The 17,509-nt window shown below is 41.4% G+C and carries 14 protein-coding genes; 5 read left to right on the forward strand and 9 right to left on the reverse strand.

Going from position 1 to position 17,509, the window contains the following annotated elements:
• Positions 1-47: 47 nt before the first annotated feature.
• The 6 genes from BUC20_RS15050 to BUC20_RS15075 form a co-directional block, all read right to left on the reverse strand.
• A complete protein-coding gene (locus tag BUC20_RS15050; protein ID WP_073231931.1) occupies positions 48-1,058 on the reverse strand; it encodes an inorganic phosphate transporter in 1,011 nt (336 codons plus the stop codon).
• An 11-nt stretch (positions 1,059-1,069) separates the two neighbouring features.
• Positions 1,070-1,711, reverse strand: coding sequence for a DUF47 domain-containing protein (locus BUC20_RS15055; protein ID WP_069379321.1), 642 nt, complete (start codon positions 1,709-1,711; stop codon positions 1,070-1,072).
• A gap of 145 nt (positions 1,712-1,856) precedes the next feature.
• Complete coding sequence (locus tag BUC20_RS15060; RefSeq protein ID WP_073231932.1) at positions 1,857-2,882, reverse strand: sensor histidine kinase; 1,026 nt, start codon at positions 2,880-2,882, stop codon at positions 1,857-1,859.
• A 34-nt stretch (positions 2,883-2,916) separates the two neighbouring features.
• A complete protein-coding gene (locus BUC20_RS15065; RefSeq protein WP_073232680.1) occupies positions 2,917-3,564 on the reverse strand; it encodes an HD domain-containing protein in 648 nt (215 codons plus the stop codon).
• A 61-nt stretch (positions 3,565-3,625) separates the two neighbouring features.
• Positions 3,626-3,886, reverse strand: a complete 261-nt coding sequence (locus BUC20_RS15070) for a helix-turn-helix domain-containing protein (protein WP_073231933.1) — start codon at positions 3,884-3,886, stop codon at positions 3,626-3,628.
• 99 nt (positions 3,887-3,985) lie between these two features.
• Positions 3,986-5,167 (reverse strand): THUMP domain-containing class I SAM-dependent RNA methyltransferase, encoded by a 1,182-nt coding sequence (locus BUC20_RS15075; RefSeq protein ID WP_073231934.1) that lies wholly within the window; start codon positions 5,165-5,167, stop codon positions 3,986-3,988.
• Between the two features lie 72 nt (positions 5,168-5,239).
• Between BUC20_RS15075 and BUC20_RS15080 the strand changes: the two genes are divergently transcribed.
• The 3 genes from BUC20_RS15080 to BUC20_RS15090 all read left to right on the forward strand — a co-directional run bounded on the left by BUC20_RS15080 (position 5,240) and on the right by BUC20_RS15090 (position 8,648).
• The gene (locus tag BUC20_RS15080; protein ID WP_073231935.1) at positions 5,240-5,605 is read left to right on the forward strand and encodes a DUF3127 domain-containing protein; all 366 of its coding nucleotides are present in this window, start codon (positions 5,240-5,242) and stop codon (positions 5,603-5,605) included.
• A 509-nt stretch (positions 5,606-6,114) separates the two neighbouring features.
• Positions 6,115-7,953 (forward strand): sensor histidine kinase, encoded by a 1,839-nt coding sequence (locus tag BUC20_RS15085; RefSeq protein ID WP_073231936.1) that lies wholly within the window; start codon positions 6,115-6,117, stop codon positions 7,951-7,953.
• Positions 7,953-8,648: a response regulator transcription factor gene (locus BUC20_RS15090; RefSeq protein WP_073231937.1), complete on the forward strand. Its 696-nt coding sequence runs from the start codon at positions 7,953-7,955 to the stop codon at positions 8,646-8,648. The genes BUC20_RS15085 and BUC20_RS15090 overlap by 1 nt, the downstream gene beginning before the upstream one ends.
• Here BUC20_RS15090 and BUC20_RS15095 read toward each other — a convergent pair.
• Together BUC20_RS15095 and BUC20_RS15100 are read right to left on the reverse strand one after the other, a co-directional pair.
• The gene (locus BUC20_RS15095; protein ID WP_073231938.1) at positions 8,645-9,412 is read right to left on the reverse strand and encodes a GLPGLI family protein; all 768 of its coding nucleotides are present in this window, start codon (positions 9,410-9,412) and stop codon (positions 8,645-8,647) included. The genes BUC20_RS15090 and BUC20_RS15095 overlap by 4 nt on opposite strands.
• Positions 9,413-9,417: 5 nt before the next feature.
• Positions 9,418-12,213 (reverse strand): outer membrane beta-barrel family protein, encoded by a 2,796-nt coding sequence (locus BUC20_RS15100; RefSeq protein ID WP_073231939.1) that lies wholly within the window; start codon positions 12,211-12,213, stop codon positions 9,418-9,420.
• Between the two features lie 251 nt (positions 12,214-12,464).
• On the opposite strand from BUC20_RS15100, the gene BUC20_RS15105 reads away from it, so the two are divergent.
• Entirely contained in the window at positions 12,465-13,988 is a 1,524-nt protein-coding gene (locus BUC20_RS15105) for a sulfatase family protein (RefSeq protein WP_073231940.1), read from the forward strand.
• Between the two features lie 246 nt (positions 13,989-14,234).
• Complete coding sequence (locus BUC20_RS15110; protein WP_073231941.1) at positions 14,235-16,514, forward strand: helix-turn-helix domain-containing protein; 2,280 nt, start codon at positions 14,235-14,237, stop codon at positions 16,512-16,514.
• Here the strand turns inward: BUC20_RS15110 and dapF are convergent, their stop codons facing one another.
• A complete protein-coding gene (gene dapF / locus BUC20_RS15115; RefSeq protein WP_073232681.1) occupies positions 16,515-17,300 on the reverse strand; it encodes a diaminopimelate epimerase in 786 nt (261 codons plus the stop codon). It lies immediately after the preceding gene.
• Between the last annotated feature and the right edge of the window lie 209 nt (positions 17,301-17,509).

Consider the following 17,509-nt stretch of genomic DNA (forward strand, 5'->3'; position numbering starts at 1 on the left):
AATTGATGATCCCGTTTTTTTATATGATATTTTTTGTGAGCCTGCTTCTAAAAGAACAAGTGAATCACGGCGTAAACAAGAGCGGCAAGTGTTGCTGAAACAGGAATGGTCAATACCCATGCCCATAACAAACTTACCGTTACTCCCCAGCGTACAGCGGATACCCTTTTCAACAAACCTACCCCAACAATAGATCCTGTGATCGTATGGGTGGTAGAAACGGGAATACCAAAGTGTTCTGTGATCCCTAAGGTTACCGCACCTGCAGTTTCTGCAGCTACCCCTTCAAAAGCATTTACTTTAGTAATTTTTGAACCCATTGTTTTAACGATTTTCCAACCACCGCTCATCGTTCCTAATGCAATTGCAGCATAACAGGAGATTGGAATCCACTCCGGCATCGTATCACCTGTCTTAAGTACGTTTGCCGCCACCATGGATACGTAGATGATTCCCATTACTTTCTGGGCATCATTACCACCATGCGTGAAACTTAAGGCCGCAGAAGAGATCAATTGTAGCCTTTTGAACCATTTCTCCGCAACCGAAGGCCTTGCATTTTTGGAAATATGAAGGATAATAATAGATATAATCACGGAGATCACCATCCCGATTACCGGGGCAAGCACAATGAAGGCCACCACTTTAAGGATCGGGGCAAGGTTAATTGCCGACATTACGCCGGCACCAACTGTTGCTGCTTTAGCCATACCTGCACCCGCAAAACCACCAATCAGGGTATGCGATGAACTGGAAGGAATACCAAACCACCAGGTAAATAAGTTCCAGGTGATGGCGGCTAAAAGACCGGCAAGGATTACTTCAAGGGTAATGAAATTCTCCACAACCGTTTTAGCAATGGTGTTGGCCACTTTATGATCTGTAAAATAAAAATATGCAGCAAAATTGAAGAGCGCTGCCCATAACACTGCCTGGAATGGGGATAATACTTTCGTTGATACAATTGTTGCAATAGAGTTTGCGGCATCATGAAAGCCATTAATATAATCGAAGGCAATTGCCAGGACAATTACAACAACCAATAAGGTAGTTACCATTTTTTGAAGGTTTAAGCGTTCTTTACCAAAATAGATTCCAACACATTTGCTGCATCTTCACATTTGTCTGTAGCCATTTCTAAGGTCTGCAGCACTTCTTTTTGTTTAATTAGTTCAATTGCGTTGGTTTCAAATTCAAACAAACGGGCAATGGCCAGGTTTGTCACATAATCAGCCTGATTTTCGCCGCTGTTGATCCTTACACAGGCATCAGCGATAACGCGGATATTTTTGAAGCTTCTTAATTCTTTGATTGCCTTGTCTAAATCTGTACACATTTCTACCAAAAGTTCTGCAAGTTTGATCATTGCATCACCAATGTTAACAATGTTGTACAGTTCGATGTTGCTTGCAGAAGCATGAATATAATCTGCAATATCATCTACCGCACTTGCCAGTGCATGAATGTCTTCCCTGTCAAAAGGAGTGATAAAATTCTTACTTAGTTCTAAGAAAATTGAATGGGTAATGTCATCACCAACGTGCTCAAGACGCTCCACTTCTTTGATGTATTCTTTTCTTTTTTCCAGGTCAGTTGCGCTTAGGGCAAGCAATAAGGCTTCAGAAATTTTCAATACATTGCTGCCTGCCTGTTCGAACAAGGGCTGGAATTTTTTGTCTCTTGGAGTGAAGAACTTAAAAATGCTATTCATCTGTTATATTATATTTTGTTTTAATTGTCAGATGAAACCCGCATGGCGCCTAGCCCATCCTACTTATAAAATATGCTACAAAAGTATGAGTGTAATGTTAAGTTAATGTTAAGTGTTAAGTTATTTTGAAAAAGCTTTGTTTCTGTTAACCAATCTTTTCGAGTGTAAAAGCAAAAGTGGTTCCGATCTGCTGGGTACTTCTTACCGAGATGATCTGTTGATGTGCTTCCAGGATATGTTTCACGATGGCAAGGCCCAATCCCGTACCACCTTCCTGTCTGGAACGGTGAGAGTCTATCCGGTAAAAACGTTCAAATAAACGGGGCAGGTGTTTCTCCTCAATTCCAATTCCGTCGTCGGTGACCTCCACCAGGTACTGGTCATGCAATTCAAAGATTTTAATGGCCGTTGAACCCTGATCCTTGCCATATTTTATGGAATTCTGAATCAGGTTGATCATCACCTGTCTGATCTTCTCCCGGTCGGCTTTCACATAAGCTGGGTGCGTATATTTATCTTTGAAAGAGATCTTGATCTCCTTTGTTTTTGCTTTATCTTCCAGGCCTTCCATCACCTCCTTTGCCAGGAGGACAAAGTCAAACTTCTCATAATTGATCGGAATTTCTCCGGTTTCCAGTTTGGAAATAGAATCCAGGTCATTGATCAGATAGCTGAGGCGTTCTACATTGTTTTCCGCCTTTTTAAGGAATTTAGTTGCCATTTCCGGGTCATCCGTCAGGCAATCCTGTAAAGTCTCTATATAACCTTGTATGGCAAACAACGGCGTTTTAAATTCGTGGGAAACATTAGATAAAAACTCTCTTCTGAATTGCTCCTGTTTTTTCAGGATATCAATCTCCCGTTTTTTTGCTCCCGCCCATTCTTTCACTTCATGTTCCACATCATTGATGGGATCGGAAGAAACATATTCTCCTAAAGCATCTTTCAGGTCTTTTCCCAGTTTAAGATTATGGATTAGCTTATAGATGAGTACAATCTTGGAATAGATGTACTTTTCCAGCAGGTAATAAAAAACAATAAAACTGGTAATAAAGGCCACAGCAAAAGAAACCAGCATAAAATACCAGCTCTGTTGAAAGTAGAAATTTACCAGGCCAATGGACAGGCCTACTGCAAAAGCAGCTATGAGGACGAGGACGCTTAACTTCATGCAGGCAATTTACAATTTAGATTTAAATTCAAGGTTAAATTTTCCCTTGCCATTCCTGATAAAAATGATCCAGGTAAAGCAGCATAAAATCATGACGTTCAGCAGCCATCTTCTTTCCGGATGCTGTTTTCATCAAATCTTTCAGCTTTAAGAGCTTTTCATAAAAATGATTGATGGTAGGAGTGGTCGAATTTTTATACTCTTCTTTGCTCATGTGCAGATTCGGTGTGATCTCAGGATCATACAAGACCCGGTTTTTATAGCCACCATAAGTAAATGCCCTCGCGATCCCTATTGCACCTATCGCGTCCAGACGGTCGGCATCCTGTACGATATTGAGCTCCCTGGATTGGAAACTGATTTCCCCCAGGCTGGCTTTATAGCTCAGGTTTTTAATGATCTGCCGGACATGCTCAATCACCGAAGGGGCAAGCTCAAGGCTGTTCATAAAATCCCCGGCTATCCTTGGACCGATTTCTTCATCTCCATCGTTGAATTTCGAATCGGCAATGTCATGTAACAACGCGGCCAGGGCAACGACCAGTTCATCGCCTTTTTCAGTTTCATTCAGATGTTGGGCGTTACGGAAAACGCGTTCAATGTGAAACCAGTCGTGTCCGGCTTCTGCACCAGCCAGTGTTTCTTTTACAAACTGTATGGTTTTGTCTATAATAGGGTTCATCAGATTTTGCATTTGAGGCAAATGTATCTGAATTGATGGTAAAAATAGATGATGTGGAGAATTATCCGGGGACGAGTTGTGCCTTCGTAAAGTCGGCCACCTTAAAATTAATGAGCTGGTTCATCTGTACCTCCAGTATCACTGAAATCTGGTATAACCGCTCTACGGTCAGTTTACTATGCCCTAATTCAATTTTGCTATAGGCATTCTGGGAAATGTTCAGCTTTGCCGCGAGGTAATCCTGGGTTAGGGCTTTGATCTTTCTGACTTTCTTGATGTTGCCGGGAATGTCCCTGACGTTAATTTCGAGGCGCTCTTTCATATTTGGGAAGTTTAGTTTTCATTTATCCACTAGTATAAACGAAAACTAAACAAGAACGGATTTCGAAAAAGACAAAAAATCTTATTCTATATGAATTAGTTACACAACCTCTTTTGGTTCCGGTCTTCTGGTACCGTCATACAGCTCATATTCCAGCATCCGGCAATCCAGTTTGCCGTTGTAAAATTCTAATTTTCTGGTGGCTTTAAGGCCGATTTTTTTAGCCAGATCAGGGTTTCCGGTAAAGATATAGCCGAAATAACCTTTGCACTCCTGCTTCATGAAATCGCCCATCCGCTTATAAGTGGCTTCCAGTTTGGAATGTACCCCTAAACGCTCTCCATATTCAGGATTAAACAACACGACTCCTTTACCACCTTCCGGTACTACCGTTTCCGCAAAATCGCAAACTTCAAACGTAATCAGTGTGTCTACACCGGCAGTTTTTGCATTTTTACGGCTCACATCTACCGCATCTTCGGAAATATCAGTGGCAATGATCTGAAGGTCTATATTTTTAATCACCTGCTCTTTCAGAATCCTGCGTTCCGCGAAAAATACTTCTTCATCATATCCTAGGATATGCATAAAACCATAATTCATACGGAATAAGCCGGGTCTGCGGTTGGTGGCAATAAGTGCGGCTTCAATCGCTAATGTTCCGGAACCACACATTGGGTTTACGAATGGCGATTTCTGGTCCCATTGGCTGCTCATGATCACTCCTGAGGCCAGGGCTTCCAGCATTGGTGCCTTTCCCGGGATTTTACGGTAGCCGTGTTTTGCCAGCGTTTCTCCTGAAGTGTCTATAAATATATCCGCTTCACTGTCTTTCCAGTACAAATGAACCACTGCTTTATTGGCATCAGAGCCTGAGTTAGGGCGGATTCCTTTTTTATCTTTAATGCGGTCAACAATTGCATCTTTTACCTTTAAGTTGGCAAAGAGCGGAGTGGTGATCGTAGGGTTATCCACATTTGAAGTCACCGAGAAATATCCCGAGAAATCAATCAGTTCTTCCCATTCCATATCGAGCAGTTCCCGGTACAATTCTTCCGGATTATTGGCTTTAAAGCTCTTTAAGCAATATAAGATCTGACTGGCACACCTTAAGTTCAAATTTAACTTAATGCATTCAGAGAGGGTAATATTCAACTCTACTCCTGTAGGAAAATCCCTGACAATAGTATAGCCCAGGGCTTTAACCTCTTCCTGTAGATATGGCGATAGCCGCTTGTTGCAGGTTAAGATAACCTTGCTTTTTGTGTGGAAAACTTGCATAATTTATTGTGCGAAGTTATCAATAAAAATATAGAGATTTGAACTTCGTACGAGAATAAAACAGTAATTGTTATGGAAATAAAAGGAAAAGTGCATGAAATTGGTGCATTACAACAGGTGAGTGAGACTTTTAAGAAACGTGACCTGATTATAGAATATGCAGAAAACCCTACTTATCCTGAATACATCAGGTTTGAGGCTCTACAAGATAAAACAGCTTTATTTGATAGCTTGAAAACTGGTGACGACGTTGAAGTTTCATTTAACTTACGTGGTCGTCCATGGACAGACAAAGCCGGAAAAACATCTTATTTTAACAGTTTAGTGGTATGGCGTATCAATGCCCTTACTCCTGGAGCTGCAGCAGCAACCCCGGCGTATGCACCACCAGCTGATTTAAATAGTGCTCCGGGCGAGGAAGATGATCTTCCTTTCTAAAGATCTTTTTTAAATAAACAAATTGACCACGAGGCTATCCGATCATTTCGGATAGCCTTTATTTTTTGTAGGATTAGCCTCCGGGATAAAGCCGTAGTGAATTCAGGCTAGCTGCATTTTACCTCCACAGTGAGCCCACCTTTTTCCTGCAAAAACGTGGACTCACTGTGGACTTAACCTGGACTTAGGGCAGACTCAGTCTGAGTCGATATCGGCTATGTGTCCCAGGGTGCTTTTCTTGTACTGGGCTTATTTTTAGAGGAGGGTCTGGTGATTTGACTTTACATTTTAAAAATAGTGGTTTTTTCAGTAATACATCTTATACTGGATTTTCTTCGACATAGGACTGTCTGCTCTGGCTTTACATTAAGGCTCCGGATCGGATGGTTTTAATATCGTTTTCCCAGGTATTTGTGTTAAATTGTTTTTCTCTACAGCAAAATCCGGTGTTAAAAAGTGTTAAATAAGCACTTTTCTGTTAATCCTTATTTATTTTTGAATATCCTGTAATGAAGAAAAGAAGCCTTTGGTTAATCACCGCCTTAATGACCATAGCCTTGCTTGGTGTTTTTGTAATGCAATTGTATTACATAAGGGAGGCCTATAACCTAAAATCACAGCTTTTCGAACAGGACGTTACCCAGGCTTTAACAGCTGTTGTTAATAAAGTTCAGAAAAGATATGCTGCAAGTCACCTCAGTAAAAAGGACGGTCAGCTTAGGGAACAAAGGGAGGCTGAGCTACAGGATAAAGCTCAGTTGCTGGTAAATTTTAAGGAACAGCATAAAGAAAAAGAAGAGCTCCGGAAATTAGAACAGCAAAAAAAGATCATTGCAGATTTAAATATGCAGGATAGTGTGATCAGGAACAACTATGTCCGTCCAATGATCATCACTGAAAAAGAGTTTGTATCATTATCCAGTCTCGACAATGATAAAAGATCTCCATTACAGGTAGATATGAACCTGGGCGTGGATAAAGCCGGAAACGTGATTACCGCAAATGTCAACCAGACCTATATCCCTGAAAAAATAGTAACTTTTAAAGTCACTGCCGACCGTTTGCCTGATAGTATCCGATACCTGGCCTTTAACGCATTTAGCCATAAACCCCTGCTGATTACACTTCCAAGGGTGTCTCCGGAAATGGTAGCGAAATTTAAAAGCGAAGATGAGATTGAAGAACAAAAGTTCAAACGGGCTTTTAAAGAGTTACTCACAGATACGGTCATTATTAAAGCGAATAGCTTGTATTACCTGGAAGATGTGGCTAAAGAAATGCAACAGGAAAATGTGCCTATCGATGAACGGGTGCCTCGTGATGTGCTCGACACACTCATCAGGAATGAGCTGTTGAACAGGAACATCAAGCTGAATTATGATTTTTGGGTAAAACTGGCGAATAAAGATTCCCTTTTATACCGCAGGATTTCTAATTCTTATGTAGAACCGATTCCTGCTGACGTTCATAAAGCAGCCTTGTTTAGCAATGATATTTTCCGTGATCCGGGGATGTTATACGTAAACTTCCCAAATGAAAATTCATTGATCCTGGGAAACCTGAGTGTCACTATGGCCTCATCTGCAGGATTACTACTGGTGCTGATCTTCATTTTTGCTTATACCATTTATGCCATCTTAAAACAAAAGAAAATCTCTGAAATGAAGACCGACTTCATCAATAATATGACCCACGAATTTAAAACTCCTGTGGCAACGATTATGATTGCAAGTGAGGCCCTGAAAGATCCGGAAATTACGGAAGATAAGAGTAGGGTGAAACGATTGGCAGGAATCATCTATGATGAAAATGTACGTCTTGGAAACCATATTGAACGGGTCCTGAGTATCGCCAGACTGGAAAAGAAAGAATTGAAACTTGAACAGACGGAATTGAACATCAATGACCTGATTCTGGTCGTGGTGGATAGCATGAGCCTTCAGTTACAAAAGAAAGATGCGGTTATTAAATTGCATCTGGATGCCAGTCAGCCGCTCATTTATGCCGATGAATTGCACCTTTCCAATGTCATTTATAACCTGATTGACAATGCCAACAAGTATAGTGTAAATGCACCTCAGATTACACTTAGCACTAAAAACGCAGGCAGAAACCTGGTCATAGAAATCGCTGATGAAGGGATTGGGATGACCAAGGAACAAACAAAACGGGTTTTTGACCAATTCTACAGGGTGCCAACAGGAAATTTACATGATGTAAAAGGATTCGGGCTCGGACTGAACTATGTACAGGATATCATCGATCAGATGAACGGTGTAATCAAAGTGCATAGTGAAAAAGATAAAGGGACTGTATTTGAAATAATATTACCGCTAAACCATAACTAATGAAAAGAATTCTATTGGTAGAAGATGATCCGAATCTGGGTTTACTTTTGCAAGATTACCTGCAACTTAAAGGCAAATTTGATGTCATCCTGTGTGTAGATGGGGAGGAGGGCCTCAGGGCTTTTGGAAAGCAGGAATTTGACATGTGCATCCTCGATGTCATGATGCCTAAGAAAGATGGATTTACGCTGGGTAAAGAGATCAGGAAAATCAACCAGCATATCCCTATCATTTTTGCAACGGCAAAAGCGATGATGGAAGACAAAGCCTCTGCTTATGATCTTGGTGGGGATGATTACATTACCAAACCCTTCAGGATTGAGGAATTACTTTTAAGAATTAATGCCTTATTGAAACGGGTATCTGCAAAAGAAGGGGTAGAAGTAAGCCCGGTGGAAACTCAATTCCAGATTGGTGATTATACTTTTGATTATACGACCCAACTGATTCACTTTAACGGACAACAGCAGAAACTCAGTACCAAAGAAGCAGAGCTGTTACAATTGCTGTGTTTAAAGAAGAATGCAGTGCTTACCCGTGAAGAAGCGCTGCTGAGCATCTGGCATGATGACAATTATTTTAACGGACGCAGCATGGATGTGTTTTTAAGTAAACTGAGGAAATACCTTAGAGAAGACCCTAAGGTGGAAATCCTGAATGTTCATGGTAAAGGATATAAGCTATTGGTAAACTAAAGGCTGAAAGCCTTTAGTGCAACCTGAGCATATTCACCCCAGTCTTTCAGTGCAGCATGAATGGTATCCATCAATCCTTTATTGTTCATCTGCTTTCCTTTTACCGGAGCTTTTAGCTCCGCATCGGTTACCGGTCTGTCTTTGATACTTGTGGCAAACCAGGATACATTCTCGTGCGGCAAAGCAACACCCAAAATCATACCTGGTAGTCCTCTGAATGATTCCGGGCCACCGGAAACAGGAATCTTGTCTGTATAGAAGGCCACTACATAGACAGAATCAAGCACAATTGCATTAGCCCTCCTGCATTCATACCCGGCAATTTCCCTGGTTTCTTCTGTTATTTTCCAGTTGATCTTTCTGGTGCTGTCCTTTACGAGGTAAATTTCTTCATATATGTTTTTCTGAGCAATAAAACTCGATTTGCCGAGATCTGTAAAAATGGTGTTGTTTTGCGTGGAAGTGGGGTCATCTCCAAAAAAACCTCTCGACATTTCCTCTTTAACAGGGGTAAACAGGGTCTTATCTTTTGAAAAAGCAAGGGTGCTTTTCGAAACTTTGAATTGAGGGTTGCTTTTTTTATAGGCATCAAAAGCTTCCTGCATATAAGAAGCATTGTCTTTGTTCATGCTTTTTTTAATCAGCGCATACATATTGGTTTTCCTTTCAAATTCAATCAGCCCATCGGTAGTAAACCGTACATTCTGAGCCTGTGTAAGGGTATATCCAAATAGTAAAAAAAATAAAATCAGTGGCTTTTTCATTGTGCTTAAGGTTTAGGGGCTGATCCGCCCATTTTATTAAAATCCCAGATCAGGGATAACATGAAATATCTTTTTATAGTGGTATAGTTGCTTTGCGTGATTCTGTTATTGCTGGAGTTGCGGTCAAAGCCAACATTCTGATTGAGTAAGTCATTTGCAGATGCCGTCAGTTTAAGGTTCTCTTCTTTAAAGAATTTTTTACTGATGGAAGCATTCCAGATGAAACGCTCAAACTCCTGGTTGAAGGTTTGGGTTTTGGCCCTGTACTCGTAATCCCCATCTGTTCCAATCTCTAATTTTCCAGGGAGATGGAAACTGAAACTTGCTTCAGCTTTAGTACCCCATCCGTTGTTACTGAGTTGTTTCTGCAAAGAGGATTCGCTGGTATTGTAAGTAGGACCAGCGGATATAGAGAGCGCATATCCTTTCTCTTTATACTTTGATAAACGCAGTTGTCCGCCGTAAGAATTGGATTTTGTGTTATTGAGCTCCTGATCGACCAAATTGTAGTTCGTACTCCCGTTCATATTTCCATTCAATCCGATGTTCATGTCAAAAAGTTTAATTTTCCGGTCAAGGTAAACATAGACTCCATAATTAATTGGGGTTTTTTCTGATAAATTGATCGACTGAGAGGTGCTTTTTCCAGCCTTATCAGTGATGACGCTGTTGGTGATGGCATTGGAGTTGAAACCATAATTAGCACCTACATAGATAGACTGACCACTCATTACTTTATAGGAGTTATAGCCGGCATTGATACTGCTGTTGAAAGAAGGCCGCAGGTTCGGATTCCCTTCTATGATATTCAAGGGGTCTGTATTTACCTTCAGCGGCTGAAGCTGATCTATGCCAGGTTGCCTTGTGCTTCCGTTATAACTGAGACTGAAAGAAGCCATTTGCGAGAAGTTATACCTGAAACTAGCCTGAGGGTTCCAGTTGGTGAAATTTCTTTTGTAGGTGGTGTTCGTATACTTGTTGAATTGCTCAAATTTCACATCACTGATTTTAGTTCCAAAGTCGATGACCGATTTTCCCTTTTTAAAATTGAATATGGCTCCACCCTGATTCGAAAGCTGATTCAGCTCAAAACTGTTGCTGTATTCCTGATCCAGAATGCTGTAACTGCCATCGGTGGCCTTGTTAAAGGACTTTCGGTCTGAAACACCTTTGTTGATCCCCAATCCATAATTTACGATCAGGGAAAGTACTTTGCTGAGGGGTTCAGTATAGGTTAGGTTACTGTTGAAAACACTGCTGGTGCTGTTGTTCGTTTTGTATTGATCCACGGTTTCCTTGTGGGAAAAAATTCCTTTTTCGTCAAAGAACTGGTTGTCAGAATACAAAAAGCCAGTGCTTTTATTGTCATTGACTGCCTGACTGAGTCTCAAAGAGAAAGTACGTCCTTTTTTCTTTAATTTATGAGTATAGAACGCGCTGGCATTTAAAATCCTCTGATTTCCGTCATTGCTGGATCTGTTATCGCTCGTGTTTAACTGGGTTAGGTCATCTCTGGTACTCGACGCGAATGATTTATCCTCTTTGTTGCTATCTTTTAAGGTTCCGTCAACGGAAACTTTCAGGGTAGAATTGGAGTCAAGGTTAATGGAATAGGCTGCATCCAGTTTTTGCCTGAACATCCGGTTGTTGAAGCTCCCGTTAGCTGTGGTGTTATAAGTCTGTTTGGGGATATTGTTCTGGGTTAAAGTCGTGTTGGTTCCATCCACATCCATCGAGCCAATTTTATAATTGGTGTTAATGGTTTCTTTGTCCTTATTCCATTTATTGTCGAAATGAACGCCACCACTTCTCGTCAGAGGAATTCCCCGTCCATCATACCTGCCACTAAAAGAATCCAGACCATCATCACCTCCACCAGTAAAAAACATCATACCGCCATCCTCAGTCATTTCCATTTGAGAGCCAGCATATTTGTCATTGTCCTCCCAGCCCAAACCCGTTTTTCCTGTATTGCCAATTGTACCATAGGCAGAGAGCTTCTTCTTACCTTTGAAGGCGTTAAACATGCCTTGTCCCTGGTAAAATTTTTCCGTTCCTGCTCCTGCGTCTACCTTACCGAAATAACCATTCTTTTTATCTTCTTTGAGCTGAATATTAATCGTTTTATTTTTTTGCCCGTCGTCTATACCGGTAAAAGCAGCCTGATCACTTTTCTTGTCATACAACTGAACCTTGTCCACCATGTCACCCCGTAAGTTTTTAGTCACAAGGGTCGGGTCATCACCAAAAAACTCTTCTCCGTCAACAAGTACTTTATTTACGGTCTTTCCCTGTGCGGTAATTTTTCCGTTTTTATCTACTGTAATACCCGGAAGCTGCTTTAACAGGTCCTCTACTTTTGAATTTGGCTGGATCTTATAGGCTGCAGCATTGAATTCTGTAGTATCACCCTTTATTTTTATAGCGGCAATATTTCCCTGAATAATTACTCCTTTCAGGATTGTTGCTTTCAGGGTCATATTCATCTGTCCAAAATCCCGTATTTTCTTTGCGGAATCCAGTTGGAAGCCTTCTACATAATCTGCGTAACCGGGATAGCTCAGCAATAGGATAAATTTGCCGGGAGAAAGATTACTCAGGCTAAAAGAACCATCGGCAGTAGCCCTGGTAAATGTAACGAGCGTAGAATCTTTGGCTTTTAAAAGGGTAATGGTCGAATTGACCATTTTGTAACTCGCGGCAGTATCTGTTACTAAACCTCTGACCTCATACTGGCTTTGAGCAAATAAAGAGACTGAGCTCATACAGAATAAGATAAGGGCTAAAATTTTATGTTTCATTCGGGGAAATGTTGGTTAATCTAAGGTATAACTAAAGCTTTAGTAACAGTGTTAAATAATCCTTAAAAACTGTTAAATTATGTTAAAAGGTATTTCTTGTCGACCTGCTATTAAGACAGTCATTGCATGGATAAGTCTTAGACATTAGACGTAATTGTTTTGATATGTTGCAAAGCCGATCATTTTTTATTCATCTATCCCAAATATCCCTGTGGTGTTTTCTATCTTTAGCGCTGCTTAAACTCATACACATGAAGAAGAACCTGTTGTCCGCTTTTTTTATTGCCATGGCCTGTGCTGCCGGGGCCCAGTCTGTTAAGAAGACAAAAGTCAAGGCGCCGAATGTCATTTACATTATTGCGGACGACCTGGGCTACGGAGACCTGAGCTGTTATGGTGCCACGAAAATTCAAACCCCAAACCTGGACCGTCTGGCTGCCAATGGGATTCGTTTTACAGACGGGCATGCCACTTCAGCTACCTGTACACCTTCGCGTTATGCATTGATGACCGGCGAATATCCGTGGCGCAGAAAAGGAACCGGTATTTTGCCTGGTGATGCAGCACTCATCATTCCTACAGATAAAACTACTTTACCAAACTTGTTTCAAAAAGCAGGATACCAGACGGGAATCGTAGGAAAATGGCACCTGGGTATTGGAGAAACGGTAACGAAAGACTGGAATGGAGAACTGAAACCCGGACCAAATGAGGTTGGCTTTAATTATTCTTTTATTTTTCCGGCAACAGCAGACCGCGTACCTACAGTTTTCCTGGAAAACCATAAAGTAGTTGCCCTGGAAGCCAATGATCCGATTGCTGTTGATTACGCAAAAAAAGTGGGTGACGATCCAACAGGAAAGGACCACCCTGAATTGTTGAAAATGCAGTCTTCGCCGGGCCAAGGCCACAACCAGACGATTGTAAATGGCATTGGCCGGATCGGTTATATGAGCGGAGGCAAAATGGCACGATGGGTGGATGAAGAGGTTTCTACCACTTTTCTGAGTACTGCCCAAAGCTTTATCGAAAAAAATCATAAACAACCCTTCTTCCTTTATTTCGCCTTAACGGAACCTCATGTACCCCGTATGCCGGCAACAAGATTTAAGGGTAAAAGTGGCTTAGGTTTACGGGGAGATGCGATCTTACAGCTCGACTGGACGGTAGGAGAGATCATGAAGCAACTGAAATTGCTGGGGATTGATAAAAATACAATGGTCATCTTCACGAGTGATAACGGTCCGGTACTGGACGATGGTTATCAGGACGAAGCCGTAACCAAACAAAATGGGCATCAGCCTGCAGGTGTACTGCGTGGTGGCAAATACAGTGCGCTGGAAGGTGGTACAAGAGTGCCTTTTATTGTCAGCTGGCCGGGACAGATCAAGGCTCAGGTATCGCCGGCTTTAGTAAGCCAGATGGACTTAATTGCCTCGTTTTCTGATTTGATCGGCATGCCTGTTCCTAAAGGAGATGCGCCGGACAGCGAAAACCTGATCCAGGCCTTATTGGGTAAATCTATAAAAGGAAGGACTTCTTTTGTAGAACAGGGAGGGCCACTTTCTGTGATCAAAGAAGGCTGGAAATACATTAGTCCCAGCGGCGGAGCACCTTTTATGAAAGATGTGGGGATTGAATCGGGAAACCTGCCTAGTCCTCAGTTGTATCATCTGACAGAAGATCTTGGCGAAAAGAATAACCTTGCGGAAAAACATCCGGAGAAAGTAAAAGAGCTTTCTGATTTGCTGGAACAAATCAAGCAGAAGAAATAAAACATCTGATCTCCAATTCTGCTAATTCCGGATGCTGTTATCAAAACAGAAAATCAGGAATTAGCAGAAAATAAAGTCCTTTTCCGACATTCCGGTTTGGTGACATTTGTTGTGTTAATCTGTAATATTACGTATTTCCTTTTACGATTGTTTTTTAATTATGATTAGGGTTTATTAATTGTCAGCATTCTTAGTATCTTTGTAAACACCAATTTGAGATGGTTATTTTTAATTGATGCCTACAATATGTCTGAACAAAACCCTGCTGAGCTTGCCGCTAAATTCGTAAATTATACTTCTAAACACATCTTTCTGACGGGAAAGGCCGGTACAGGGAAGACCACATTCTTACGGAATTTAATTGAACTGACACATAAAAAGGCGGTTATTGCAGCGCCTACAGGCATTGCAGCCATAAATGCTGCGGGAGTAACCATCCATTCCCTGTTCCAGCTTCCTTTCGGTACTTACCTGCCTAAAGCTCCGGCTGCGGAAGGAGATCATTATAACCAGCAATACAATACCCCAAAATCTATTGTCCGCCATTTGAACATGACGGCGACGAAAAGAAAGGTGCTGACGGATATGGAATTGCTGATCATTGATGAGGTCAGTATGCTCCGTGCGGATCTGCTGGATGCCATTGATATGGTCTTACGCTATATCCGAAGAAACAATACAGCCAGCTTTGGTGGAGTACAGGTCTTGTTTATCGGCGATTTGCATCAGTTACCCCCGGTAGTGAAATCTACCGAATGGAACTTGTTAGGGCAATTTTATAACAGTGCCTATTTCTTTGATGCCCTGGCGCTTCAGAACAATCCGCCCATTTATATCGAACTGGAAAAGATCTACAGACAGGCAGATGAAGTATTCATCAACCTACTGAATAACCTGAGAAATAATGAGGTGACCCCGCAGGATGTGGCACTGCTGGATAAATATTATAAGGCCGATTTTAAGCCTTCTATTGATGATAAATACATCACCCTCACCACACATAACAATAAAGCAGATTCGTTAAATAAGCAAAGTCTGGAAGAGCTGAAAGCCCCTTCTTTTTTATATGTGGCTAAAATTGAAGATGATTTTAGTGAATATGCCTACCCTGCAGAGCACATTCTGGAACTTAAAGTGGGGGCACAGGTCATGTTCATTAAAAATGACCCTACCGGTGAGCAGCGTTTCTTTAATGGAAAGATTGCGGTGGTCACTTCGCTGAGAACAGATACAATTGAGGTAGAGACGGAAGGTACAAGAGAAAAGATTGTACTTGAAAAGTATACCTGGAAGAACATCAAGTATACTACAGATAAAGTGACCGGTGAAATTGAAGAGGAATTGGTAGGAACCTTTACCCAATATCCTTTAAAGCTGGCCTGGGCCATTACGGTTCATAAAAGTCAGGGCCTCACCTTTGACCGTGCAATTATTGATATTGGAAATGCTTTTGCACCGGGACAGATCTATGTGGCACTTTCCCGTTTGCGCTCCCTGGATGGACTGATCTTAACTTCCCAGATCTCAGGATCGGGTATCCGTCAGGACCAGAATGTTTCTTTCTTCTCTAAAACTAAAGAAAACCAGCAGAATCTGGCTACACAAATCAGAACAGAAAGTGATGTTTTTCTGAGGTCTTACCTGTTGCAGTGTTTTGACCTCGCTCCACTGGATAATTATGTATACGAACATGTGCATTCCTATACCAAAGACATCAATAAATCGGCAAAACAAAAACATGTAAAATGGGCCGGGCAGTTGCTGAAGGACCTGACCGAGGTGAAAGTAAACGCAAGTAAGTTTTTAACTCAGATACAACGGATGTATGAGGTAAAAACGGAAGCAGGAATGGCTGCATTGCTGGAACGCACCATTGCCGCAGAGAACTATTTTAATCCTTTGCTGGTGGGATTTTCCAAACGCATCTTTGAACGTATGGAACTGGTGAAACTGGATAAACAAGTGACTGCTTATCTCACGGAATTGCTGGAAATGGAAGCCTTGTTTTACGATCAGTTTAAGAAAATACGTAAAGCTACAGCCTTGCTGAATGCTACGATTAATGGAAGTGAGTTTACTAAAAAAGATGTGAATGCTTTGTTGAGTCAGGCAGAACGGGCAGCAGTAATGGAAAAAGTTTTTGCAGTTCCCGGTAAGCTGGACTTTACGGCCAAAAAGACAAAATCCAGTAAGGCTAAAACGGCAGCAGTTAAGGAGAAAGCACCTAAAGTGGATACCAAAGAGGTTTCACTGGAGCTGCATAAAGAAGGGAAAACAATTGCTGAAATCGCAAGAGACCGGAAAATGGTGATTGGTACGATTGAAGGTCACCTGGCACATTACGTGGCCAAACAGGAGATTGCGGCCAAAGACATTATCGGTTCAAAAAAGCTGGATAAGATTCTGAAGACCATCAGGGAACTGAAAACGATGCAGATGAACCCGATCCGGGAACATCTGGGCAGAGACTATAGTTTTGGAGAGATCAAAATCGGATTGGCTGCATATCTGGCAGAAGGAGATTAATCAGACCTCAGTATCCCCCTGAAAAACCTGTGCTGCAGGACCACATAGAAATACATTTCTAAACTGAGTACCATCATAGTCAAATTCAATCCGCAGATCTCCGCCTAATACTTTAACAGGCGTTTTGATATGTCCTTGCTGATGTTTATGCTGGGCCATTGATAAGGCTACAGCCGTTACCCCGGTACCACAGGCATAGGTCTCATCTTCTACGCCGCGTTCAAAAGTGCGGACAAAAAGATGGTCTCCCTGATCTTCCACAAAATTTACGTTGATCCCTTCGGCTTTATAGGTCGAATTGTTGCGGATCGCTTTGCCTTCTTTATATACGTCCAAGGCTTCTAATCTGCTTACCTGTTGCACATAATGTGGCGACCCGGTATTTAATACATACGCGGTTCCATCATTCCCAATATGATCAATATCAATCATTTGCAGATCAACCCAGTCGCCTTTTTCTGAAATTTTGGCATAATGTGGTCCATCAACTGCCAAAAAATTAGTTTCCGTGTCAATTATTCCTAAATGTTTGGCAAAGGCAACGATACACCTGCCTCCGTTTCCGCACATACTCCCCAGGTTGCCATCGGCATTGAAATAAAGCATCTCAAAGTCGTAATCTTCATGATTCTGAAGGAGCATCAATCCATCTGCACCAATCCCAAAACGTCTGTTACAGAGTTGCAGAACCGTATTATTACCTGTATATTTAAAGGATTGATCACGATTGTCTATTAAGATAAAATCGTTGCCTGCGCCCTGGTATTTGAAAAAGTGGATCTTCATGAGATGTTGGTGCTTGTCATTTAACATTTTTTAACAGTATTCACGGCCTGTTACTTATGCAAATATCGTTTATATGGTATTAAATTTGAGTAATTGAAACAAAAGAATTAGTTCTTAACGAGTAAAACGAATAAATCACAATCCATGCCAGCTTTGCTTTAGGAATTTAAGCTCCATCGGATTGCTTTTGAAACAATTAAAAAAAACAA

The sequence above is a fragment of the Pedobacter caeni genome (assembly GCF_900129215.1).
In the GTDB taxonomy this organism is placed as follows: Bacteria; Bacteroidota; Bacteroidia; order Sphingobacteriales; family Sphingobacteriaceae; genus Pedobacter; species Pedobacter caeni.